21 protein-coding genes and 2 pseudogenes are annotated in these 21,881 nt (G+C 69.8%); 9 read left to right on the top strand and 14 right to left on the bottom strand.

Annotated features, from left to right (window positions below):
• Positions 1-67: 67 nt before the first annotated feature.
• Complete coding sequence (gene crgA, locus QRY02_RS37675; RefSeq protein ID WP_285987528.1) at positions 68-334, bottom strand: cell division protein CrgA; 267 nt, start codon at positions 332-334, stop codon at positions 68-70.
• Positions 335-574: 240 nt separating this feature from the next.
• Here crgA and QRY02_RS37680 point away from each other — a divergent pair, with 240 nt between their 5' ends.
• The 3 genes from QRY02_RS37680 to QRY02_RS37690 are packed head-to-tail and all read left to right on the top strand — an operon-like array spanning position 575 to position 2,336.
• A complete protein-coding gene (locus tag QRY02_RS37680) occupies positions 575-1,633 on the top strand; it encodes a class E sortase (protein ID WP_285987529.1) in 1,059 nt (352 codons plus the stop codon).
• Positions 1,633-1,788, top strand: coding sequence for a hypothetical protein (locus QRY02_RS37685; RefSeq protein ID WP_086853103.1), 156 nt, complete (start codon positions 1,633-1,635; stop codon positions 1,786-1,788). Before QRY02_RS37680 ends, QRY02_RS37685 begins: the two co-directional genes overlap by 1 nt.
• A gap of 53 nt (positions 1,789-1,841) precedes the next feature.
• Positions 1,842-2,336 carry a protein-tyrosine phosphatase family protein gene (locus QRY02_RS37690; protein ID WP_285987530.1) on the top strand — a complete coding sequence of 165 codons (495 nt, stop codon included), beginning with the start codon at positions 1,842-1,844 and terminating at the stop codon, positions 2,334-2,336.
• 72 nt (positions 2,337-2,408) lie between these two features.
• Here QRY02_RS37690 and QRY02_RS37695 read toward each other — a convergent pair.
• The 6 genes and pseudogenes from QRY02_RS37695 to QRY02_RS37720 all read right to left on the bottom strand — a co-directional run.
• A pseudogene (locus QRY02_RS37695) lies at positions 2,409-2,696 on the bottom strand (integrase core domain-containing protein); the annotation flags it as partial.
• A gap of 16 nt (positions 2,697-2,712) precedes the next feature.
• Positions 2,713-4,104: an IS110 family RNA-guided transposase gene (locus QRY02_RS37700; RefSeq protein ID WP_285987531.1), complete on the bottom strand. Its 1,392-nt coding sequence runs from the start codon at positions 4,102-4,104 to the stop codon at positions 2,713-2,715.
• A 285-nt stretch (positions 4,105-4,389) separates the two neighbouring features.
• Positions 4,390-5,101, bottom strand: a pseudogene (locus tag QRY02_RS37705) (helix-turn-helix domain-containing protein); the annotation flags it as partial.
• A 119-nt stretch (positions 5,102-5,220) separates the two neighbouring features.
• Positions 5,221-5,622 (bottom strand): SCO5389 family protein, encoded by a 402-nt coding sequence (locus QRY02_RS37710; RefSeq protein ID WP_285987532.1) that lies wholly within the window; start codon positions 5,620-5,622, stop codon positions 5,221-5,223.
• Positions 5,623-5,722: 100 nt separating this feature from the next.
• Positions 5,723-6,457, bottom strand: a complete 735-nt coding sequence (locus tag QRY02_RS37715) for an ABC transporter permease (RefSeq protein ID WP_285987533.1) — start codon at positions 6,455-6,457, stop codon at positions 5,723-5,725.
• Positions 6,454-7,167, bottom strand: a complete 714-nt coding sequence (locus QRY02_RS37720; RefSeq protein ID WP_285987534.1) for an ABC transporter ATP-binding protein — start codon at positions 7,165-7,167, stop codon at positions 6,454-6,456. Before QRY02_RS37720 ends, QRY02_RS37715 begins: the two co-directional genes overlap by 4 nt.
• Before the next feature lie 170 nt (positions 7,168-7,337).
• On the opposite strand from QRY02_RS37720, the gene QRY02_RS37725 reads away from it, so the two are divergent.
• Both QRY02_RS37725 and QRY02_RS37730 read left to right on the top strand, forming a co-directional pair.
• Positions 7,338-9,161, top strand: a complete 1,824-nt coding sequence (locus QRY02_RS37725) for a sensor histidine kinase (RefSeq protein ID WP_285987535.1) — start codon at positions 7,338-7,340, stop codon at positions 9,159-9,161.
• On the top strand, positions 9,101-9,760 hold the full coding sequence (locus QRY02_RS37730; protein ID WP_285987536.1) for a response regulator: 660 nt from the start codon (positions 9,101-9,103) through the stop codon (positions 9,758-9,760). The genes QRY02_RS37725 and QRY02_RS37730 overlap by 61 nt, the downstream gene beginning before the upstream one ends.
• On the opposite strand, the gene QRY02_RS37735 is transcribed toward QRY02_RS37730, so the two are convergent.
• A complete protein-coding gene (locus QRY02_RS37735) occupies positions 9,757-11,076 on the bottom strand; it encodes an FAD-dependent oxidoreductase (protein ID WP_285987537.1) in 1,320 nt (439 codons plus the stop codon). The genes QRY02_RS37730 and QRY02_RS37735 overlap by 4 nt on opposite strands.
• Positions 11,077-11,188: 112 nt before the next feature.
• On the opposite strand from QRY02_RS37735, the gene QRY02_RS37740 reads away from it, so the two are divergent.
• The 4 genes from QRY02_RS37740 to QRY02_RS37755 all read left to right on the top strand — a co-directional run bounded on the left by QRY02_RS37740 (position 11,189) and on the right by QRY02_RS37755 (position 13,668).
• Entirely contained in the window at positions 11,189-11,833 is a 645-nt protein-coding gene (locus tag QRY02_RS37740) for an aminodeoxychorismate/anthranilate synthase component II (RefSeq protein ID WP_285994033.1), read from the top strand.
• A complete protein-coding gene (locus QRY02_RS37745; RefSeq protein ID WP_285987538.1) occupies positions 11,830-12,621 on the top strand; it encodes an ABC transporter ATP-binding protein in 792 nt (263 codons plus the stop codon). Before QRY02_RS37740 ends, QRY02_RS37745 begins: the two co-directional genes overlap by 4 nt.
• Entirely contained in the window at positions 12,609-13,250 is a 642-nt protein-coding gene (locus QRY02_RS37750) for a hypothetical protein (protein WP_285987539.1), read from the top strand. Before QRY02_RS37745 ends, QRY02_RS37750 begins: the two co-directional genes overlap by 13 nt.
• A gap of 100 nt (positions 13,251-13,350) precedes the next feature.
• The gene (locus QRY02_RS37755; RefSeq protein WP_103338162.1) at positions 13,351-13,668 is read left to right on the top strand and encodes an effector-associated constant component EACC1; all 318 of its coding nucleotides are present in this window, start codon (positions 13,351-13,353) and stop codon (positions 13,666-13,668) included.
• Positions 13,669-13,719: 51 nt separating this feature from the next.
• On the opposite strand, the gene pknB is transcribed toward QRY02_RS37755, so the two are convergent.
• Genes pknB through QRY02_RS37785 form a run of 6 tightly spaced genes read right to left on the bottom strand, consistent with a single transcriptional unit; the run spans position 13,720 to position 21,839 of the window.
• Positions 13,720-15,696, bottom strand: coding sequence for a Stk1 family PASTA domain-containing Ser/Thr kinase (pknB, locus tag QRY02_RS37760; protein WP_285987540.1), 1,977 nt, complete (start codon positions 15,694-15,696; stop codon positions 13,720-13,722).
• The gene (locus tag QRY02_RS37765) at positions 15,693-17,027 is read right to left on the bottom strand and encodes a serine/threonine-protein kinase (RefSeq protein ID WP_285987541.1); all 1,335 of its coding nucleotides are present in this window, start codon (positions 17,025-17,027) and stop codon (positions 15,693-15,695) included. Before QRY02_RS37765 ends, pknB begins: the two co-directional genes overlap by 4 nt.
• 3 nt (positions 17,028-17,030) lie before the next feature.
• Entirely contained in the window at positions 17,031-18,500 is a 1,470-nt protein-coding gene (locus QRY02_RS37770) for a peptidoglycan D,D-transpeptidase FtsI family protein (protein ID WP_285987542.1), read from the bottom strand.
• Positions 18,497-19,984 carry an FtsW/RodA/SpoVE family cell cycle protein gene (locus QRY02_RS37775; protein WP_285987543.1) on the bottom strand — a complete coding sequence of 496 codons (1,488 nt, stop codon included), beginning with the start codon at positions 19,982-19,984 and terminating at the stop codon, positions 18,497-18,499. Before QRY02_RS37775 ends, QRY02_RS37770 begins: the two co-directional genes overlap by 4 nt.
• Positions 19,984-21,381: a PP2C family protein-serine/threonine phosphatase gene (locus tag QRY02_RS37780; protein WP_285987544.1), complete on the bottom strand. Its 1,398-nt coding sequence runs from the start codon at positions 21,379-21,381 to the stop codon at positions 19,984-19,986. Before QRY02_RS37780 ends, QRY02_RS37775 begins: the two co-directional genes overlap by 1 nt.
• Positions 21,378-21,839 (bottom strand): FHA domain-containing protein FhaB/FipA, encoded by a 462-nt coding sequence (locus QRY02_RS37785; protein ID WP_003079002.1) that lies wholly within the window; start codon positions 21,837-21,839, stop codon positions 21,378-21,380. Before QRY02_RS37785 ends, QRY02_RS37780 begins: the two co-directional genes overlap by 4 nt.
• Positions 21,840-21,881: the final 42 nt, after the last annotated feature.

The following is a 21,881-nucleotide window of genomic DNA, read 5'->3' on the forward strand; positions in this document are numbered from 1 at the left end:
GGTTATCCACACTGGGGATGAGTCACACCGCTGTAATTCGACGTCAAGCCGCTGATCGGAGTAATAATCAGCGCCAGCGCATGGTCATGAGCAGGCCCGCGATCATCAGCGCGAACCCGCCGGCGAAGTTCCAGTTGCCCAGATCGGCCATCCAGGAGATCTTGTCCCCGGCGATGTAGTTCACCAGCAGCCACACCAGGCCGAGCAGCATGAACCCGAACATCGGGATCTTCCAGGCCAGGCCGGTTGGGCCGGCGGCCCGCACCTTCACCGGCGTGCGCCGGTCGGCAGGCGGGGTGTAAGCGGTCTTCTTGCGGACCTTGGACTTGGGCATCGTGTGTTCCTCGCGGTGCTCTTCGGGCTCGTCTGGTGGCGATGTCCCGCTGAGGGTGCGCAACCGGCGCCACGTGCACACGTTAACGTAAACGACCGCAGGAAAGCAGCGGCCAGGAGTGGTCGGATTTCCCGGACCGTGACAAGGGCGTCACCCAGGGTTCGACGCGGGTTGAGAGGAGCTTGCGTGGCTACGCGCGAAGGACCGGAAGACGACCGGCGCAGATACCCCGGACAGCCCATGCCCCCGCGCGAGCCCGTGCCCCCGCGCCAGCCGCCGTCACCGGGCCGACCCGCCACGCCCCCGCGCGGCCAGGTGCCACCCCGAACGCCCCGGCGCGGCCCCCAGGGCCAGCCACCCCGGCGTCCGCAGGGCCCGCCGCCCCGCCGCTACACCGGCCCGACCCCGCCGCCCGGCGCGAACGAAGAGACCGTCATCTTCGCCCCGGTCGGGAAGGGCGGCACGGCGACCGAGGAGAAGCCGGCCCCGGCCGAGCTCGGCAAGGGCGGCGTCGCGATCCGGACGGCCGGCGAAATCCTCATCACGCTGGGCCTGGTCGTGCTCCTGTTCATGGTCTACGAGCTGTACGTGACCGACCTCTTCTCGGCGGGCAAGCAGTCCGAGGCGAGCGACCAGCTCGACGGCGAGTGGGCGCACGACCGCACGCTGCACCCCGAGCTGATCGACGGCAAGGCGTTCGCGCGCATCCACATCCCCACCTTCGGTGTCGACTACAACTTCACCATCCAGGAGGGCACGGACGACGCGGCCCTCGAAGTCGGCCCCGGGCACTACAAGGGCACGGCGCTGCCCGGCGAGCCCGGCAACTTCGCGGTGGCCGGCCACCGCGTCGGCAAGGGCGCCCCGTTCAACGACCTGGACAACCTCTCCTCTTGTGACCAGATCGTGATCGAGACCTCCGCCGACTTCTTCATCTACAAGGTCCTGCCCTACGACGACGAGATGAAGGACTGGGCCGCCGGCAAGGGCGCCGACCCGAAGTGCAAGGGCGTCTCCACCCTGCGTGACCAGAACGCCGAGGACGGCGGCGCCTACAGCGAGACCTTCGGCCGCAAGGTCGTGCTGCCCAGCCAGGGCACCGCGGTGAACCCGGTCCCGTACAAGGCCGCCGAAGTGCTGCCGAAGGCACAGCAGGCCGCGCTGCTCACGCTCACCACCTGCCACCCGCAGTTCTCGGCCAAGGAGCGGCTCATCATCACCTCGGTGCTGACCCAGCAGGTGCCGAAGAGCCAGGTCAAGAACTACGGCGACCTGCTTTCGAAGATCGGGGAGGCCTGATGTACGCCTGGATCTGGCGGAAGCTCCCCGGTCCGTTCGCGGCGAAGCTGACGATCTCGGTCGTGCTGGTGCTCGGCGTGATCGCGCTGCTGATGTTCGTGGTGTTCCCGTGGCTGGAGCCGCGGCTGTGGTTCAACGAGGTCGCGGTCAACTGAGCCGGAACTCGCCGGGCGGGCGGTCCGTTGCCCCTTCCGGGAGAGGGGCCGCCGTGAAAACACGTCAGAAGGACCGGTCCAACCGGCCGCCGGAAGACCCGTGGAACGAGGTCGGGCCGTGGCTGTGGATGGGCGGGCACTTTCGCGCGGGCGCGGAGCCGGTCGTCGTGCGGCGCGAGTTCGACCTCGTGCTGAGCCTCTACGAGCGCGAGGGCCACGGACCGTCGCTGGACATCGAGCACCACTTCGCCGAGATGCCGGACGGGCCGCTGACCGAGGCCCAGCTCGCCGACGTCGAGCGGTTCGCCGGACTGGCGGCCGAGGCGGTCCGCGCGGGCCGGCGGACGCTGGTGCGCTGCCACGCCGGGCTCAACCGGTCCGGCCTCGTCGTCGCGCAGACGCTCGTCGAACTCGGGCTCGGCGTGCCGGCCGCGATCGAGCGGGTCCGGCAACGGCGCTCGCCGTGGGCGTTGAGCAACGAGCTCTTCGTCCAGTACCTCGAGACCGGGCTGCCGACCGCGCGCCTGCTCGCCGGGCTGGACGCTTGAGCCCATAGCGTCCGGACGCGGGAAACGAGCCTCCGGCGCACGCGGGCGACGCCGGTGCGCCGGAGGTGCGGGCTAGCTGTACTGACCCGTGAGGTTGGGGACGCGGCTGGCGGGTGGTGTGCCGCCGAGTGCGGTGTGTCCGCGGCGGTGATTGTAGGTGTGCAACCAGCCCGGTAGGGCGTCACGGCGTTCGGTCTCGGTGTGGTAGGGCCGGTCGTAGGCCCATTCGTCGAGCAGGGTCCGGTTGAACCGCTCGACCTTGCCGTTGGTTTGCGGCCGGTAAGGACGGGTGCGTTTGTGGATGACGCCCGCGTCGCGCAGCGTGTCGCGCCAGAGCCGTGAGCGGTAGCAAGAGCCGTTGAGTTCCTAACGGATGTCAAGCGGCGTGGGTGTCCGTAGGCTGGGTGGTGGACGGGCCGTTCGTCGGAGCGCTGTGCGACTCCTTGTGTCGTCGGTCCGTCCGTTTTTGCTGCTGGGTGGCGCGTCGAGCGGCGCGGAGTTCGGCGGGGACGGTGTAGCGGTCGGTGATGAGGCGACGAGCCTCGACGACGGAGATCGGTGCGTTGTCGATGTCGGTGAGCTGGTAGGTCTCCCCTCGTCTCCAGCAGGCAGCGATGCGGGTGAGCAGCGTCGTGGCGATGTGGCAGAGCGCGGAGTTGTGGTGCTTGCCGGACACGGTCATCAGTCGGTGATACTTCGCGGCGAGGGTGGGGTCGGTGCGGCGGGCGTGCTGCGCGGCCAGGAACAATGCTTCGCGCAGGCAAGCGTCACCGGACTTGGTGGGGCCGCTGTGATGACTGCTCAGGCCGGAAGAATTCAGGCCGGGGACCAGCCCGGCGTAGGAGCGGATAGCGGCCAGCGAGGTGAACCTGCTCGGGTCGCCCAGCCTGCCGAGGATTTGCGCGGCCAGGATGGGACCGACGCCGGGAACTGACTGGACGATGCCTGCAGGGTCGGCCCTGGCCAGCAGTACCTTGATGCGCTCCTCGAGATCCTTGATCTCCTCGGTGAGGTGCAGAGCCAGCCGTGCCTCGATGGCGATGTCGTCTGCCAGGTCGGGGTAATCGAGTTCATCGGCCCACAATGCGAGCGTTTCGTTGGCCGCGGCGAGTAGTCCGTCGGCTTGGGTTTCGCCCCAGGAGCCGCGGGAATGGCGGTGCAGGAATCGGGCAAGGCGGGCCCGACCCAGCCGACGGACCTGGTGTGGGTCGGCGTAGTGGGCCAGAAAACGCAGCGGGGTCTTGTTGGCCAGATCCGCTCCCAGGGCCGCATGCCAGGACGGTCCGAGCAGTTCCAGGAGGGCGTCGAGCCGGGCGAGGACGCTGGTGCGTCGTTTGACCAGGTTGGATCGCAGTTTGACCGCCCGCCGCAGCGATTCTCCCGGACCGAGGCCGGCGGCGGTGTGCAGGCCGTCGGGATGCAGTAACGGCAGTTTGGCAAGAATTTTCGAGTCCAGCCGGTCGGACTTGGTGTGCTTGGCGTAGTAAGACCGCAGGTCAGCCGATTGCTCGGGCGGCACCATCACCACGGTGGCGCCCTGGCGGCGAAACCATGCCGCCAGCGGCACCCACGCGTTGCGCGTCGGCTCCATGATGACCGTGACCGCGGCCGGTTCAACGCCGGCGGGCAGCATGGCCCACAACCGATGCAGGTCCTCCACCGTGGTGCGGAACTTTCGGCCCGACCACGCGAACCGGCCACGTTCATCGGCGAGACTGGCTTGATGTGCGGCCCGGCAGGCCACGTCGATTCCCAACCACACGCGCACCGTCTGAGGCTCCTGTCTGCTCGCGGACACCACCGGCACCGCCATCGGTTGCGGGGACGCCGTACCAGACATTCGCTAACAGGGATCCACACAGAAAGTCGGTGGTCACCGGGTTCCTAACAGGACGCGTCACCCGGCGATGGCCCCGCTTGCCCCACGATCAACAGGCAAGAGGTCACAACCTCACTCGGTCAACAAGCGGTGGCAAGCGGGCGCCGGAACCCCGGATTCTCGCCCAGCCGGCCGTGCCAAGCGAGCATCCCAAGGCCGTCACCAAGCTTGAATGTCGGTCAGCACCCGGGTGACGGTGATGCCGTAGCCGGTGAAGAACGCCTGCGCCCGCGTCCAGAACGCGGCCGCGGTTTCCTTGGTCTCGTCGGGGAGGATTTCGGTGTAGGCAAGTCGGGAGTGATCGTCGACGGCGTTGTGCAGGTAGCTGTAGCCGAGGTTGGCGCGGTTGCTGAGCTTGCGGGGCCGGGGCGGGATCGCGGTGGGCGTAGCTGTTGTGACCGCCGGCCGCGCGGCCGAGGACTTTGTGGCCGCCGCCGTCGGGGATGTTGCCGAGCTTCTTGATGTCGACGTGCACCAGGTCACCGGGTGCGGCGTGTTCGTAGCGGCGGATCGGACGGGCGGTGGCCCGATCCAGGTGTGCCAGCCGGGCCAGCCGGTAGCGGGTCAGGATTCGATGCACCGTGGAGGGGTTCAGGCCGAGCAGGTAGGCGATGCGGGCCGGTCCCCAGCGGCGGAGCACCCGTACTTTGATGACGCGCCGCTCGGTCCGGGTCGGGGTGCGGTTCGGGCTGGTGCGCGGCCGGCTGGGCTGATCCTGCATCCCGCCAGCGCCCTGGTTGCGGTAGCGGCGCGCCCCTCGGGCGGCGGTGGAGACCGACACCTGGAACCGCTCCGCGGCTCGCCGCAGCGGCCATTGATCGTCGACGACGCAGCGGGCCAGGCGCAGTCTCCCGGTCGGGGTCAGGGGTGCGTTAGCGTGGGTCACGAGGGCCTCCAGGTCACCGGTGCAGATGTCGCAATCCACACCGAACCCGGAGGCCCTCCCTCACGCCAAGATCATCCGATCACGTGTCGCCACGATCGCAACCTCCCCGGACAGAACAGCTAGCAGTCCCGCAGTTCCGGGCTCTGGTTGAGCAGCTGGCCGCGCGGCGAGACGAACGCGCGGTAGCGGTCGCCGTCCACTGTGCCGTCTTCGGACTTCTTGAACACGGCGACCCGGTGGCAGTTCTGGAACGCCAGCTTGACGCCGAAGTGCCGCTCGAGGCCGCCGCGGATCGCGTCCGAGGCCAGTGCCCGCAGCAGCTGCCCGCGGGCGGCCTCGCTCGGCGGCGGCGTCTCGTTGTCGGCGAAGCCGTCCGCGGCGCCCTCGGCGTCGGCGATGACGCCGGTGATGACCTCCCAGGCGTACGGCAGGGATTCCTTGACGCAGGTGACGAACTCGGCGTCGGTGACCTCCCCGCGCTCGGCCTTCTCCAGCAACGCGGGTGACACGTCCAGGGACATCGAACCTCCAGTTTGAGCAGGGCCACCCTCTTGGCTACCGGCCGGGTCGCCCCGCCACAAGAGAAAACGATGATCATCACCACTTTGGCGGAGGCGGTCGTCACTCCCAGCGGAAGAGCTTGGCCGCCAGTGCCGTGCCGAACACGGCGAAGCCGGCCAGCACGACCAGCTGCAGCGGCTGCACGCCGGTGCCGACCCAGGCGTCCTGCAGCGCCTGCGAGCCCGGCGGGACGTAGTCGCCGATCCGGCGCAGGACCTCCGGCAGCAGCGGCCTCGGCAGGTAGACGCCGCCGAAGAACATGATCGGCACGAACGAGACCATCGCGAGCCCGCCCGCGCTCTTGGCCGTGCGGGCGATCGAGGCGGTGATCAGGCCCAGCGCGAACATCGAGACGACCCCGAGCACGAGTGTCAGGAGGAAGACCAGCGGGTGCTTCGGCATCGGGACGTCGTAGACCGCGTCGGCCAGGCCGAGGACGAGCCCGATGCCTGCCAGTGCGACCACCACGTGGATCAGCAGCTGAGCGCCCAGCAGGTTCGCCGGGTGCGCCGGCGTCGTGGCCAGGCGCCGCAGCACGCCCTGCTCGCGGTAGGTCGCGATGGCGCCCGGGATCGACTGCAGCGCGAGCGCCGCGAGGGTGACGACGATCAGCGATGGCACCCAGGCGTCGATGAACCGGTACCCACCGGCCGCCTCGCTGGGTTTCGTCATGCCGGGGATGGCACCGATGCCCAGCAGGAGACCGGACGGCAGCAGGAGGCCCACCACCGCCGTGAGCGGTGAGCGGAGGAAGAGTTTCGTTTCGGTGGCGGTGATCTTGGTGAAGGTGCTCATCGGGCGCTCCTGGTCAGCGAGACGAACGCGTCGTCCAAAGTGGATGCTCCGGCCGCGGCGCGGAGCTCGGTCGGGGTGCCGGTGGCGACCACGCGCCCGGCGTCGAAGATCGCGACGCGGTCGCAGAGCCGTTCGGCTTCGTCCATGAAGTGGGTGACGAGCAGGACCGTGACGCCGGTGGCGCGGACGCCTTCGACGAGCCGCCAGGTTTCGCGGCGGGCGTGCGGGTCGAGCCCGGTGGTCAGCTCGTCGAGGATCGCCAGCTCGGGCCGGCCGACCAGCGCCAGCGCGATCGAAACGCGCTGCTTCTGGCCGCCGGACAGCTTCCCGAAGAAGCTGCGGGCGTGGTCGCGCAGGTCCAGCTGGTCGAGCAGGACGTCGATGTCGGCCGGCTGCGGGTAGAAGGACGCGAACAACTCCAGGGCTTCGCGCACCCGCAGTTTCGCGGGCAGCCGGCTCTCCTGCAGCTGGACGCCGACGCGGCGGGTCAGCGCCGCGTGTTCGGTCGCCGGGTCGAGCCCGAGGACGGAGATCGTGCCGCCGTCGGCTTGGCGGAGGCCCTGGAGGCATTCGACGGTGGTGGTCTTCCCGGCGCCGTTGGTGCCGAGGATGCCGAAGATTTCGCCGCGCTCGACGGTGAACGAAACGCCGTCGACCGCGACCCGGGTGCCGTAGCGCTTGCGGAGGTCGGTGACTTCGATGAGTGGCATGGCTCCGAACCTACGAACCGGCGGCCGTCTCCGTAATGACGCTGAAACCCCAGCTCAGGTAGCGTTTTGCTGAGGCGGGGGTGGGGCTGGACCCACCCCGTTCGTGGGGCTTGGGGCAGTGCGCGGTCCGGCGCCGGTCGGCGACGATCTCGGGGGAAAGGAGGTGCCTGATGGCGTACCTGCGTGCGATCGGCCGGGCGTTCGCGCTGGCGGCGTTCTCGTTGCTCAGCTGGGTGGACGTCCTGATCCAGCTGCTCACCTTCGCGCTGTTGTGCGGCGGGCTGGTCTTCTTCTTCGGTCCCACGCTCCTGTGGGCTCGTGGCCGCTCGGCGCGCATGCGCGTGCTGGCCGGGCGCTGGTGCGATGTGGAGATCGAGGCGCCGTACCGGCTCGAGCCGCCGGCGCCCGTGCGGGAGCGCGACGGCTGGTACCGCGACGGCAACCAGCTCTACAAGCGGGCGTTCTGGATCAGCTGGCAGCACCGGCTCACCTGGGCGATGGAAGACCCGGCCACGGGCCGGGAATTCCTGTGGCAGCTGGTGAACCCGCTGGGCACGCTGCTGCTGCCGGTCGCCGTGCTGCTCGGCGGCCCGGTGGTGCTGCGCGGCTACGGCCGGTGGACGCGCTGGTGGCTCGGGCCGCGGCCGCCCGTCGAGCCGAAGCGCAAGAACTGGCTGCACCGGCACAGCGAAGCGCTGGGCCACCAGGTCGGGCTGTTCGCGGTTTCGGTGGTGCAGCTGGTCTTCGCGATCTTCCAGCTGGTCGTCATGGTCTTCTTCATGCCGATGGCCGCCCCGGTGGTGCTGGCGAACCGGACGATCACGGACACGTTGCGCCGCGAGATCGGGAACTGGACCGGGGTGCAGATCGCGCGGCCGTACCTGCCGCCGCCCGGCCTGCCGGTGCCCCGCGCCGACGGGCTCTACCAGGTCGGCAGGCAGTTGTACGAGGAGCCGTTCTGGCCGGTCCAGCACGCCCGCACGCGGTGGATCTACCGGGATCGCGCCACCTGGCGCGACCTCGCCGGCAGTCTGCTCGCCCCGCTGGTTTCGTTCGTCCTGATCCTGCCGACGGTGGCGTTGGTCAGCCGGGGGCTCATCGGCCTCGGGGCGCTCTGGATCTGGCGGCCGTTCGTGTCGCCGCGCATCGACTGGTCCCCGTTCCCCGAGGTGTCGACGCACCTGGGCGCGCTCGCGCAGACCCCGGTGATGCTGGCGATGGTGGTCGCCGGCTTGGCCGCGGCGCCGTGGCTCGCCCGCCAGCAGGCCCGCTTCGCCCGCGTGTGGTTCGGGCCGACCGAGTCGACCCGGCTGGCCCAGCGCGTCGAACGGCTGAAGCAGACCCGGTCCGACGTCACGGTCACGCAGGCGGCGGAGCTGCGCCGGATCGAGCGCGACCTGCACGACGGCATCCAGTCCCGGCTGGTCGCGATGGGCATGAAGCTGGGCGCGGTCGAGGCGCTGGTGGACACCGACCCGGCGGCGGCGAAACGGCTCGCGGCCGAACTGCGCGCGGCGTCGTCGGAGGCGCTCACCGAACTGCGGGTGCTGATCCGCGGCATCCACCCGCCGGTGCTGTCCGAACGCGGGCTGCTGGACGCCGTGCGCGCGCTGGCCATGGACAGCCCGCTGAAGTCCGAGGTCACCGGCTCTCTGCCGGGACGCGTCGAGGAGCCGGTGGAGGCGTGCGTGTACTTCGCGGTGTCGGAACTGCTGGGCAACGCGGCGAAGCACGGCGCGAAGCGGGTGTCGATCGACGTGGAGTTCGCCGACGGCCTCCTGACGGTGGTCGTGACCGACGAGGGGCCGGGCGGTGCGAATCCGGCCCGGGGCTCTGGACTGCGGGGAATCGAGCGCCGGCTGGGCGCCTTCGACGGTAGGTTGACGCTGACCAGCCCGATCGGCGGCCCGACGAAGGCGACCCTGGAGATCCCGTGTCAGCTCGACCTCGAACCCTCGTCGCCGAAGACCAATATCTCCTCCGAGACGGCCTGACACACCTGCTGACCGCGCACGGCTTCGACGTCGTCGCAGCCGTTGGCAGCGGCCCGGCACTCGTGGCGGCCTTGCGCGAGGAACGCCCGGACGTGTCCATTGTGGACGTCCGGATGCCGCCGACGAACACCGACGAGGGCCTGCAGGCGGCCCTGTCGGCCCGTCGGGAGGTCCCCGGGTTGCCGATCCTCGTGCTCTCGCAGCACGTCGAGCAGCTGTACGCGCGTGAGCTGCTGGCCGACGGCACCGGCGCGATCGGCTACCTGCTGAAGGACCGGGTCTTCAACGCCGAGCAGTTCATCGACGCGGTCCGCCGGGTCGCCGCCGGCGGCACGGTGATGGACCCCGAGGTGATCGCGAAACTGGTGGCGGGCAACGCCTCCGACCCGCTGGCCGCCCTGACGCAACGGGAGCGCGAGGTCCTTTCGCTGATGGCGGAAGGCTGTTCGAACGCCGCGATCGCCGCGAAGCTGCACTTCAGCGAGGGCGCGGTCGGCAAGCACACCGCGAACATCTTCGCCAAGCTCGACATCACGGCGTCGGACGACACGAACCGCCGCGTGATGGCGGTCCTCGCCTACCTCGGCGCGGGGACCTAGCCGCGCGAGATCCGCGTCATCTCCTCGCGCTCGACCACCTTGACCCGGTCACGGCCCGCCGCCGACCCCAGCGCCTTCTCGTGCGCGTCGAGCCGGCCCCAGCCGTCCCAGTTGGTGAACGGGATTCCGCGTGCTTCGAGGAAGTCGAGGATCGCGTCGGGGGACGCGTACTTCGGGGCCGCCAGCGTGTCCGCGTCCGCCAGGAGGCTCGCGATCGTCTCCGCCGCGTCGCCCTTCGTGTGCCCGATCAGGCCCACCGGGCCGCGCTTGATCCAGCCCGTCACGTACACGCCCGGCAGCTGGTTCTCGTCCAGGTCCAGCACGCGCCCGGCCTGGTTCGGCACCACGCCCGCCGCGTGGTCGAAGGGGAGCTCCGCCAGGTGCGACGACAGGTAGCCGACCGCGCGGTACACCGCCTGGACGTCCCACTCGTGGAATTCGCCGGTGCCCCGGACGTTGCCGTCGCCGGTCAGCTCGGTCCGCTCGGTGCGCAGGCCCGTGACGCGGCCGTCCTCGCCGAGGATTTCGGCCGGCGAGTGGAAGAAGTGCAGGTACAGCCGCCGCGGCCGGGTGCCCGGTTCGCGGATGGCCCACTCCTGCAGCGTCTTCACGACCATGTCGATCTGCTTCGACGCCCGCAGCGCGGCGATGCTGCCTTCGTCGAACTCGATGTCCTCCGGGTGGACGATGACCTCGACGTTCGGCGAGTGGTCCAGCTCACGCAGTTCCAGCGGGGTGAACTTCGCCTGCGCCGGGCCGCGGCGGCCGAAGACGTGCACGTCCGTCACCGGGCTGGCCTTGAGCCCCTGGTAGACGTTGTCCGGGATGTCGGTGCTCAGCAGCTCGTCGGCCGTCTTCGCCAGCACCCGAGCCACGTCCAGCGCGACGTTCCCGACGCCGAGGACGGCGACCGAAGACGCGGTCAGCGGCCAGGTGCGCGGCACATCGGGGTGGCCGTCGTACCAGGACACGAAGTCGGCGGCGCCGTAGCTGCCGTCCAGGTCGATGCCCGGGATGTCGAGCGCGCGGTCGGCGGACGCGCCGGTGGAGAAGATCACCGCGTCGTAGAACTCGCGCAGCTCGTCGAGCTTGATGTCGGTGCCGTAGTCGATGTTGCCCAGCAGCCGGATGTTCGGCTTCGAGAGCACCTTCTCCAGCGCCGTCACGATGCCCTTGATGCGGGGGTGGTCGGGCGCGACGCCGTACCGGATCAGCCCGAACGGCGCGGGCATGCGCTCGAACAGGTCGATCGTGACGTGGGCGTCGGACTTGTCCAGGATGTCGGCGGCGTAGATGCCGGCAGGACCAGCACCCACCACGGCCACACGAAGAGATCGGCTCACTGGTCCCACGGTAAGTTAGGATCACCTAACCTAAAATGTGATTTGGCGTACGGTCCACCAGGTGGGAGCCGGTAAGCTCGGCGTCATGCGCGTTCTCGTCGTCGACAACTACGACAGCTTCGTCTACAACCTGGTCCAGTACCTGGCCCAGCTCGGCGCCGACTGCACGGTCTGGCGCAACGACGTCGTGGACCTCGACCGCGTCCCCGAGTTCGACGCCGTGCTCGTCTCGCCGGGCCCGGGAACACCCGAACGCGCTGGTCAGAGCATGGACGTCATCCGCAAGTGCGCCGAGACGCGCACGCCGATGCTCGGCGTCTGCCTCGGCCACCAGGCGCTCGGCGTCGTCTACGGCGCGACCGTGGACCGCGCGCCCGAGCTGCTGCACGGCAAGACGAGCCAGGTGCGGCACACCGGCGCCGGCATCCTCAAGGACCTGCCCGAGGAGTTCACGGCCACCCGGTACCACTCCCTGACCGTGGTGCCGGACACGATTTCGGACGCCGTCTTCGAGATCACCGGGCGCACCGAATCCGGCATCGTGATGGGCATGCGCCACCGCGAGCTGCCCCTGGAAGGTGTCCAGTTCCACCCGGAGTCCGTGCTCACCGAGGGCGGCCACCGGATGCTCGCGAACTGGCTGGCCGCCGCGGGGCACCCCGTCGAGCCGGCCCGGGTGAACGAGCTCGAACGCGCGACCAAGGCGCTGCAGAAGGCCGCTGTTGCGTGATCCGGCTCGAAGGGGTCGGCAAGCGGTACGGGCGCGGTGACTTCGTTCTGCGCGACGTCGACCTGACCGTCGAGCCCGGCCACGTCGTCGGCATCCTCGGCAGCAACGGCTCCGGGAAGTCGACGCTGCTGCGGATCATGGCCGGTGTCTCGCACGCGACCACCGGCACGGTCGGCGGCACCCCGCGGATCGGCTACCTGCCGGACCGCTTCCCGGCCGGCCAGCGCATGGGCGCCCGCGCTTACCTGCGGCACATGGCGCGCATCCGCGGGCTCGACGACCTCTCGGTGATCGACCCGCTGCTCGAACGGCTCGCCCTCGTCGGCGGCCCGACGGCGCCGCTGCGCACCCTGTCCAAGGGCAACGCGCAGAAAGTCGGGCTCGCGCAGGCCGTGATGGTCCGGCCCGACCTGCTGATCCTCGACGAGCCGTGGTCCGGCCTCGACGTCGGGACGCACACCATCCTCGGCGAGCTCGTCGCCGAGACGCGGGCGCGCGGGGCGAGCGTCGTGTTCACCGACCACCGGCCGCAGGTGGTGCACGACCACGCCGACGTCGTCCACCTCATGGACTCCGGAAGGCTCACGGCGGAAAGGGCGGAGCCGACCACGCGGATCGTCTTGCGTGGCACCGGCACCGGCTGGGCGGACGAGCCCGGCGTGCGGCACGCCGTCACCGAAGGCCCGCACGTGGTGTTGACGGTCGAGGTCGCCCGCGTCGACGCGGTTCTGCTGCGGGCGCTCGGAGACGGCTGGTCGGTGCGGGAGGTGGCGCCGTGCTCGCCCTGACGCGGTACTACCTGGCGCTGCTCGGCCATTCGCAGCGGTACCTGCCGGCGTTGCTGGCCTACCTCGCGCTGTGCGTGATCCTCTACGCCGACCCGCATTCCCCGCCGCTGCCGCTGTTCGGTGTCAGCGCCGGTGGATTGCTGGTCGTCTCCTGCTGGCTGACGATCGCGCTGCTCGACATCGAAGACCCGGTGCAGCGCCTGGTGACCCTGAGCCACGCACGGCAGTGGCGGCGGATGATCACCGGCGCGGTCCTCACCGTGCTGGCCTGTTCGCTGGTCCTCACCGCGATCACCGAGGTGTGGTCGGCGCTCAAGTCGTTCCGGATCCAGCCGTCGGCGCTCGGCATCGGGCTGCTCGCGCACCTCGCGTGCGCGATGCTGGGCATCGCGATCGCGCTCCCGTGTTCGCGGCTGCTGGTCCACCGCATCGGCTGGACGGTGCTCGCCGCGGTGATCACGCTCGTCGTCGTCCTGCTGGCGAAGATCCCCCTGGTCCACCCGCTGCTGCACGCCCTGACCGACGACGAGCCGGTCGGCGGCCCGCTGGTCCTGGCCCTGGTGACGGCGGTGGCGATGCTGGCCGTCAGCTACTTCGCCGTTTCGGCGATCGTGCGTCGCCGGTCCTGACTGCAAATTGCAGAATTCAATTCTCTCCCCGGGCTTCCAGTGGGACCGCGCGGACGGCTAAGGTTCGGGTCCTCTCCGGTTCTGGGCGAAGGGAGCTCGGGTGACGGCTGGGATCGTCGCGATCACCGTGCCAAACTCCGGCGGCGAGCTTCCGGAACTCGCCGACTGGCTGCGCGGCGAAGACGAGCTCCGCGGCCGCGTCCAGGTCTTCGACGCCGTCGTGGTCGGCGTTTCGAGCACCTCCGCCGACGTCTTCTGCCGCTCGCTCTTCGCGTGGCTGGGGCGGTTCCGGGAAACCCGCGTTTCGCTGAAGGTCAAACGCTCAGGCGCCGCCGAGGAACTCGAGCTCGATTTCGGTGCCGCGAGCGACGCCGCCCAGGTTCTCGGTGCCGTGCAAGGATTCCTCGACCAGTCCTGATCGACGAAGAAGGCCCGCACGGCGAACCGTGCGGGCCTTTCTCGTTGCTCGCTAGTTGGAGGTTCTCGTCGTTGTGGGGAGACTGATGGACGGGAACCCATTGCCTTCCGACACGTTGACCGTGACGTTCTGGTCCTTGTTGATCATCGTGCCGGCGGACGGGTTCTGACCCGTGATCGTGCCCTCGGGTGCATTGCTGTTCTTGTCGGACTTCTGGTTGAACTTGCCGGTCCACCCCATGCTCGACAGCTTGTCCTGCGCTTGGTCGAGGTTCATCCCGGCCAGGAGCGGCATCTGGATCTGGCTCGAGCTGTCCGGGCCGGTCGACACGGTCAGCACGATCTGGCTGCCCACCGCGAGCTGCCCGCCGTTCGGGTTCTGGGTGATGACCGTGTCCTTCGGCACCGTCTCCGAAGCCTGGTCGACTCGCTTCGTCGTGAAGCCCTGGCTCTCCAGCGTCGACTTCGCCTTCGAGTACGGCTGGTTGGTGAAGTCGGTGACCGTTTTGAGCTGCTTCGACTTGCCCACCGTGATCTTGACGCTGGCGCCCTGGTCGAGCTGGGTATTCGCGGGCGGGTTCTGCCCCTGCACCAGGCCGGCCTGGTTCGGGTCGGAGACCTCGGTCTCCTGGACGGTCGGGTCGAGGGTCAGCTTCGCGTCGGTGAGCAGCTGCTCGGCCTGGTCACGGGACTTGCCCTTGAGGTCCGGCACGTTGGCCTTGCCCGGCGGGACGCCGACGTACAGCGTGATCTTCTGGGTACTGGCCACCTGGGTGCCGACCCCCGGGTCGACCTTGACGACCCGGTTGACGTCGTCCTGGCCGCACTGCGGGCTGCCGTCGGTCGGCTGCACCCCGCAGGTCACCTGCTTCTGCTCGACCGTTCCGGTGAGGTTCTTGCTGATCAACGTCTCCCGGGCCTGGGGGACCGTCTGGTGCAGCACGTCCGGGACCGCCACCAGCGTCGCGTCGTTGCTCTTGAACGCGTTCGACAGCCACATGATCAGCAGCACCGCGCCCAGCACGAACACCGCGGCCACCGCGGCCAGGATCGTGCGACGCCGTCGCTTGGCCTTCGGGTCCTCGTCGTCCGGCTCGCTGTACTCGTCGTAGCGCTGCGGCTGCCGCCGGTCGGCGTTCATCACCTGCGTGCGCTCGTCTTCGGACATCACCATCGGCGCCACCGGGCGCTGGCCCGAGAGCGTGCGCACCAGGTCCGAGCGCATCTCCGCCGCCGACTGGTAGCGGTTCGCCGGGCCCTTGGCCAGGGCCTTCAGCACGACCGCGTCCAGCTCCGGCGCCACCGCCGGGTTCACCGACGAGGGCGCGCTGGGGTCTTCGCGGACGTGCTGGTAGGCGACCGCGACCGGGGAGTCCCCGGTGAACGGCGGCTCGCCGGTGATCAGCTCGTACAGCACGCAGCCGGCGGCGTAGACGTCGGAACGGGCGTCGACCGACTCACCGCGGGCCTGCTCCGGCGACAGGTACTGCGCCGTGCCGATCACCGCGGCGGTCTGGGTCATGGCGGACTGGCCGTCGTGCATCGCGCGCGCGATGCCGAAGTCCATCACCTTGACCGCGCCGTTCTTCGTGATCATCACGTTGGCCGGCTTGACGTCGCGGTGCACGATGCCGTGGCGGTGCGAGAAGTCCAGCGCCGCGCAGACGTCGGCCATGACCTCCATCGCCCGCTTCTGCGACATCGGGCCTTCGGTCTTGACGATGTCGCGCAGCGTCCGGCCTTCGACGTACTCCATGACGATGTACGGCAGCGGGCCGAACTCGGCGTTCGCTTCGCCCGTGTCGTAGACCGCGACGATCGCCGGGTGGTTCAGGGCGGCGGCGTTCTGCGCTTCGCGGCGGAAGCGCTCCAGGAACTGCGGATCCCTGGCGAGATCGGCACGGAGGATCTTGATCGCGACTTCCCGGCCGAGGCGCACGTCGTGGCCGTGGTGGACCTCGGACATGCCTCCGTAGCCGAGCGTTTCGCCCAGCTCGTACCGGTTGGAGAGCAGTCTGGGTGTGCTCATCTCTGGATGCCGTTCCATTCCGTCCAAGGTGTGGTCATGATGCCTTGCCGGCCATCGTCGGTCGTGCCGGGAGTCTCCGCCGGGTAGCCGCTCGAGGACTGCTCCGCGGGCACCTGTCTGCCCGGGAACACCTGGCTCTGCGGCTGGCCGTTGTGCGGCGGCGAGCCGTTGCCACCGCCCAGCATCTTCGCCACCAGCACGATGCCCGCCACCAGGACAACGAGCAGGATCGCCGCGAGAAGCGCCCACCAGCCCCACTGCGTCTTCTTCCTGGCGGCCGGCAGCATGACCTGCCGCGGGGCGGGCCGGGACGGCGGGCCGATGGCGAGCATCGGGTTCATCGCGGGAGACGGCGGACCCATCGGTTGCTGCGGCGGGGGAAGCTGCTGCTGGGGTATCGGCACCGGCATCGACGGCGGTGGCTGCACCTGTTGCGGCTGCTGGGGCTGCTGCCCGGTCGCGTAGGTGGCGTTCACCAGCCCGGACGGCGTGGGCAGCGGCAGCCCGGCGCGGACCGCGGCGACGGCGGCCGCGAACTCGCCGCCGTTGTTGTAGCGCTGCCGCGGATCCTTGATCAGGGTCGCCTCGATCACCGCGCGCGCCGCGGGCGGGACGTCCGGCGGCAGCGGCGGCGGGATGTCGCGGATGTGCATCATCGCGACCGTCACGGCGTTCTCGGACAGGAACGGCCGGTGCCCGGCGAGGCATTCGTAGCCGCACACCGCCAGCGAGTAGACGTCGGAAGCCGGCTCGGCCGGTTGCCCGAGCGCCTGCTCCGGGGCGATGTAGTGCGCGGTGCCCATGACCATGCCGGACCGGGTGACCGGGGCGGCGTCGGCCGCCTTCGCCACGCCGAAGTCGGTGATCTTCACCTGCCCGGCCGACGTCACCAGGATGTTGCCCGGCTTGACGTCGCGGTGGACCAGACCGTGGTTGTGCGCCGCCTGCAGTGCGTTGCCCGCCTGCTCGAGCATGTCGAGGGTGAACTCCGCCGACAGCCGCCCGTGCTTGGCCAGCAGCCCGGCCAGCGGGTCGCCGTCGACGAGCTCCATCACCAGGTAGGCGATCGGCAGGTCGCCGTCGAAGATGGTTTCGCCGTAGTCGTGCACCGCGGCGATGCCGGGGTGGTTCAGGGACGCCGTCATCCGCGCTTCCGTGCGGAAGCGGTGGAGGAACTCGGCGTCGCCGGAGAGTTCGGCCTTGAGGATCTTGACGGCCACGGTCCGGTCGAGCCGGGTGTCGCTGGCCTGCCAGACCTCGCCCATCCCGCCGACGGCGATCCGGCTCGTCAGCTTGTAGCGGTCGGCCAGCAGCTGACCGGAGGACAGCATGCGCTATCCACCCCCGAGCTTCGCGTTGATGGCGGCACGGCCGATCTCCGAAGCCACCTTGCCGCCGGTGGCCGCGAGGCCGCGGTTGCCGCCGTCCTCGACGATCACGGCGACCGCGATCTGCGGGTCGTTCGCCGGGGCGAAGGCGGTGTACCAGGCGTGCGGGGCGGTGTTCTTGGAGTCCGTGCCGTGCTCGGCGGTGCCGGTCTTCGACGCGATCTGGATGTCCGGGCGCTTGCCGCCGCCCTGGGTGAAGCCCTCGGAAGCGATCATCATGTCCTTGAGGATCGCGGCGTTCGACGACGACAGCGCCGGAGTGCCGGTGAGTTCGGTCGGACTGTAGTCCTCGATGGTCGACAGGTCCGGTGCCAGCACGGACTGCACCAGTTGCGGCTTCATCGCCATCCCGCCGTTGGCCACGGTGGCCGCGAGCAGGCAGTCCTGCAGTGGCGTCAGCCGGACGTCACGCTGGCCGATACCGCTCTGGAAGAGCGCGTCCTGCGAGTCGAGCGGGCCGACCGTCGACCCGGCGACCTTCATCGGCACGGTCAGGTCGGTCTGCCCGATGCCGAAGTTCGCGGCCGTCTTCCTGAACTTGTCCGCGCCGAGCGCACCGGCGAACTGCGCGAACGGCACGTTGCAGGAGTGCGCGAGCGCGTCCTTGAACGTGTTGCCGGGGCAGGCGCTGCCGGCGTAGTTCTCCAGTGTCTTGCTGGAGCCCGGCACCTTCGTGTTCGGCGACGTGTCGATCTGGGTGTCCGGGCCCTTGCCGTCCTCGAGCGCGGCCGCCGCGGTGACGAGCTTCATCGTCGAACCCGGTGGGTAGGTCTCGGAGATCGCCCGGTTCAGCATGGGCTTCTTCGGGTCCTTGTTGTTCGCGTTCCAGGCGTCGATCTGCGCCTTCGACGTGTGCGAGGCCAACTGGTTCGGGTCGTACGACGGCGTCGAGACCATCGCCAGGATCCGGCCGGTCTTGGGTTCCATCGCGACGACGGCGCCGGTGTAGCCCCGTTGCGTCATCAGGTCGTACGCGGCCTTCTGCACGGCCGGGTCGATGGTCAGCCGGACGTTGCCGCCGCTCGGGTCCCGGCCGGTGACCATGTCCGACAGCCGCCGCACGAACAGCCGCGGGTCGGAGCCGTTGAGGACGTCGTCCTCGGCGCGCTCCAGGCCGCCGGCGCCGTAGTTGATCGAGTAGTAGCCGGTGACCGGCGCGTACATCGGGCCGTCGGCGTAGGTCCGGACGTACTTGTACTTGTCGTTCGACGGGTTGATGCTGGCCAGCACCTCGCCGTTGGCCTGCGACACGATCTTGCCGCGCTGGCGGGCGAACTCGTCGTAGAGCACGCGCGCGTTGCGGGAGTCGGTGCGGTAGTCGTCGGCCTTCACCACCTGGATGTAGGTGGCGTTGGCGAGCAGCAGGACGACCATCACGAGCATCGCCATGCCGACCTTGCGGAGCGGGGTGTTCACGCCTGCGCACCCCCCTCCGCCGGCGGGCGCTGCACGAGCACGGTGTGCGCTTCCGCGATCGGAGCCTGCGGCTGCTGCTGCGGCTTCGGGCGCGAGGTGGGCTTGCGGGCCGCGTCGGAGATGCGGAGCAGCAGCGCGACCAGGATGTAGTTCGCGAGCAGCGACGAACCACCCTTGGACAGGAACGGGGCGGTGATACCGGTCTCCGGGATGAGTTTCGTGACCCCGCCGACGACGACGAAGATCTGCATGACCATGGTGAACGCGAGCCCGCCGCCGAGCAGTTTGCCGAACGTGTCGCGCACGGCGAGCGCGCTCCGCATGCCGCGCATGGCGACCATCAAGTACAGCATCAACACCGCGGCCAGCCCGATGAAGCCGAGCTCCTCGCCGATCGACGCGGTGATGAAGTCGGTGTTGGCCTCGGGCACCATGTCCGGCCGCCCGGCACCGAGCCCGGTGCCGCCGACGCCGCCGGTGCCGAGCCCGAACAGGCCCTGCGCGAGCTGGTAGCCGCCGCCGGCGTCGTCGTAGGTGGCCAGCGGGTCCAGCCAGTTCGCCACGCGCTGCTGGACGTGCGTGAAGAGGTTGTAGGCGATCACGCAGCCGACGGCGAAGAAGCTGAGGCCCAGGACGACCCAGATGGCCCGCTCGGTCGCGACGTACAGCATGACGAGGATGACGCTGAAGAACAGCAGCGACGTGCCGAGGTCCTTCTCGAACACCAGGACGCCGATGCAGACGAACGCGGCGATCAGGATCGGGCCGAGGTCGCGGGCGCGCGGCAGCTCGACGCCGACGAGCTTCTTGCCCGCCACCATGAACAGGTCCCGCTTCGACACCAGGAACGAAGCGAAGAAGATCATCAGCAGGATCTTCGCGAACTCGCCCGGCTGGATCGAGAAGAACGGCAGCTTCAGCCACACCTTGGCGCCGTTGACCTCGGACAGGCTCGACGGCAGCAGCGCCGGCAGCGCCAGTGCGACGATGCCGATCAGGCCCGCGGTGTAGCCGTAGCGGGTCAGCGTGCGGTGGTCGTTGACCACGATCAGCACCACGACGAAGAACACCAGCGAGATCACCGTGAACAGCACCTGGGCGGTGACGGCGGGCGTGTAGTCCTTGCCCTGCTGCGTGGCGCGTTCGGCCAGGGCCAGGTCGATCCGGTGGATCATCACCAGCCCGATGCCGTTCAGCAGCGCGACGCAGGGGAGCAGCACGGGATCGGCGTACGGCGCCCACTTGCGGACGGCCAGGTGCGCGCCGGTCAGCACGCCGAGGTAGGCCAGGCCGAGCCAGATGATCGACGCGGTGAGTTCCTGCTCCTGGTTCGCTTCCACCAGGACGAGCGCGACGGTGACGATGAAGGTCGCGAAGCCCAGCAGCACCAGCTCGGTGTTGCGGCGGGTCGGGACCTCGCGCGGCGGGTTCGTCTGGAACTGCGCGGCGAGGGGTTCGGCGGCGCGCGCGGCGGGCTGGCTCATCAGTTACCGCCTCCCGTCGTCGGTGCCGTCGAACTCGGCGTCGAGCAGTCCCTCCCCGCTGGCTGGTTCGCCGACGACGGAGCAGTAGAGCCGGCCGGAGCCGACGGAGTCGTCGTCGGCGTGACCGAAGGGGTTGGCGTCGAGGACGGCTGACCGCCCGCCGGCGCGCAGTTGTTCAGGCGCTTGCGCAGCTGCAGGAAGTCGTCGATGTACTTCCGCGCTTCGTCGAGGTTGTCCTTCTTGACGCCGTTCTGCACCGCCAGCCGCGCGTCCTCCTGGAGCTGGGTGACGCGCAGCTTGTCCGTGCACACCTGGCTCGGCGGGCAGGACCCTTGCTCGTAGGCGTGCAGGTCGATGCCGAGAATGCTGCCGGGGACGCCGCGGTAGATCACGACCTCCCCATCCGCTCCCTCGCCGACATAGTACTGACTCAGCACGAAGTAGCGGGTCGCGATGGCGGCCGCGGCGAGCACCACGAGGACGACGAGCGCCCCGGCCAGCCAGCGGAACCGCTTCCGGCGCTTGGCCTTCGGGTCCTCCTGGGGCTGCGGCAGGTCCGGGCGCTGCTGCGGAGGCGGCTGGGTCAGCGCCCTGGCCCGCGCCGCGGGCGAGTCGCCCTGGTGCAGCTCGTCGCTGCCGTCCCCGGCGGCGCCGCCCACGATGGGCGCGTCCTCGCCGAAGTCGACGTCGACCACGTCCGCGATGATCACCGTGACGTTGTCCGTGCCGCCGCCCTTGAGCGCCAGCTCGATCATCCGGTCGGCGCACTGCTGCGGGTCCGGGATCTGCACGGCCTCGGCCAGCGTCTCGTCGCTGACCATGCCGGACAGGCCGTCCGAGCAGATCAGGTACCGGTCGCCGGAGCGGGCCTCGCGCACGGTCAGGCTCGGCTCGACCTCGTGCCCGGTGAGTGCCTTGAGCAGCAGCGACCGCTGCGGGTGCACCGCCGCCTCTTCGGGTGTGATCCGGCCCTGTTCCAAGAGTTCGTTGACGAAGCTGTCGTCCCGCGTGATCTGCGCGAACTGACCGCTGCGCAGCAGGTAGGCCCGCGAGTCGCCGACGTGCACCAGACCCAGCCGGGTGCCGGCGAACAGGACGGCGGTGAGCGTGGTGCCCATGCCGTCGAGGTCGGGGTCCTGCGAGACGAGCTCGGCGATCGCGGCGTTGCCGTTCGCCACCGCTTCGCGCAGCTGGGCGAGCAGGTCGTCGCGCGGTTCGTCGTCGTCGAGGGGGGCGAGCGAAGCGATGACGACCTTGCTGGCCACCTCACCCGCCGCGTGGCCACCCATGCCGTCGGCGAGCGCGAGCAGGCGAGGGCCGGCGTACACGGAGTCCTGGTTGCTCGAACGCACCAGGCCCCGGTCGCTGCGGGCTGCGTAGCGGAGGACGAGAGTCATGGGCGAAGCTCGATCACCGTCTTGCCGATCCGGATGGGGACTCCGAGCGGGACCCGGAGGGGTGCAGTGACCTTAGCCCGGTCGAGATAGGTCCCGTTCGTCGAGCCCAGATCTTCCACGTACCAGTCCTCACCGCGCTGGGCGATCCGCGCGTGGCGGGTCGACGCGTAGTCGTCGTCGAGGACCAACGTGGAGTCGTCGGCCCGGCCGATCAGGATCGGCCGGCCGTCCAGCGCGATGCGGGTCCCCGCCAGCGCGCCGTGGGTCACGAGCAGCTGCTGCGGCGACTTGCTGTTGCGCGGCTTCTTCTCTTTCTTGCGCCCGAAGGTCGGCACCTGGACGCGCATGCCTGACGCCGCGTAGAGGTCCGAACGGACGACTCTGAGCGCGGCGAACACGAAGAGCCAGAGCAGCACGAGGAAGCCCACCCTGGTGAGTTGTACGACCAGCTCTGGCACTTGGTGTGTCCGCTCCCGACTCGTCCGTGCAGCCGCGACGCG

Source organism: Amycolatopsis sp. DG1A-15b (assembly GCF_030285645.1).
Lineage (GTDB): Bacteria > Actinomycetota > Actinomycetes > Mycobacteriales > Pseudonocardiaceae > Amycolatopsis.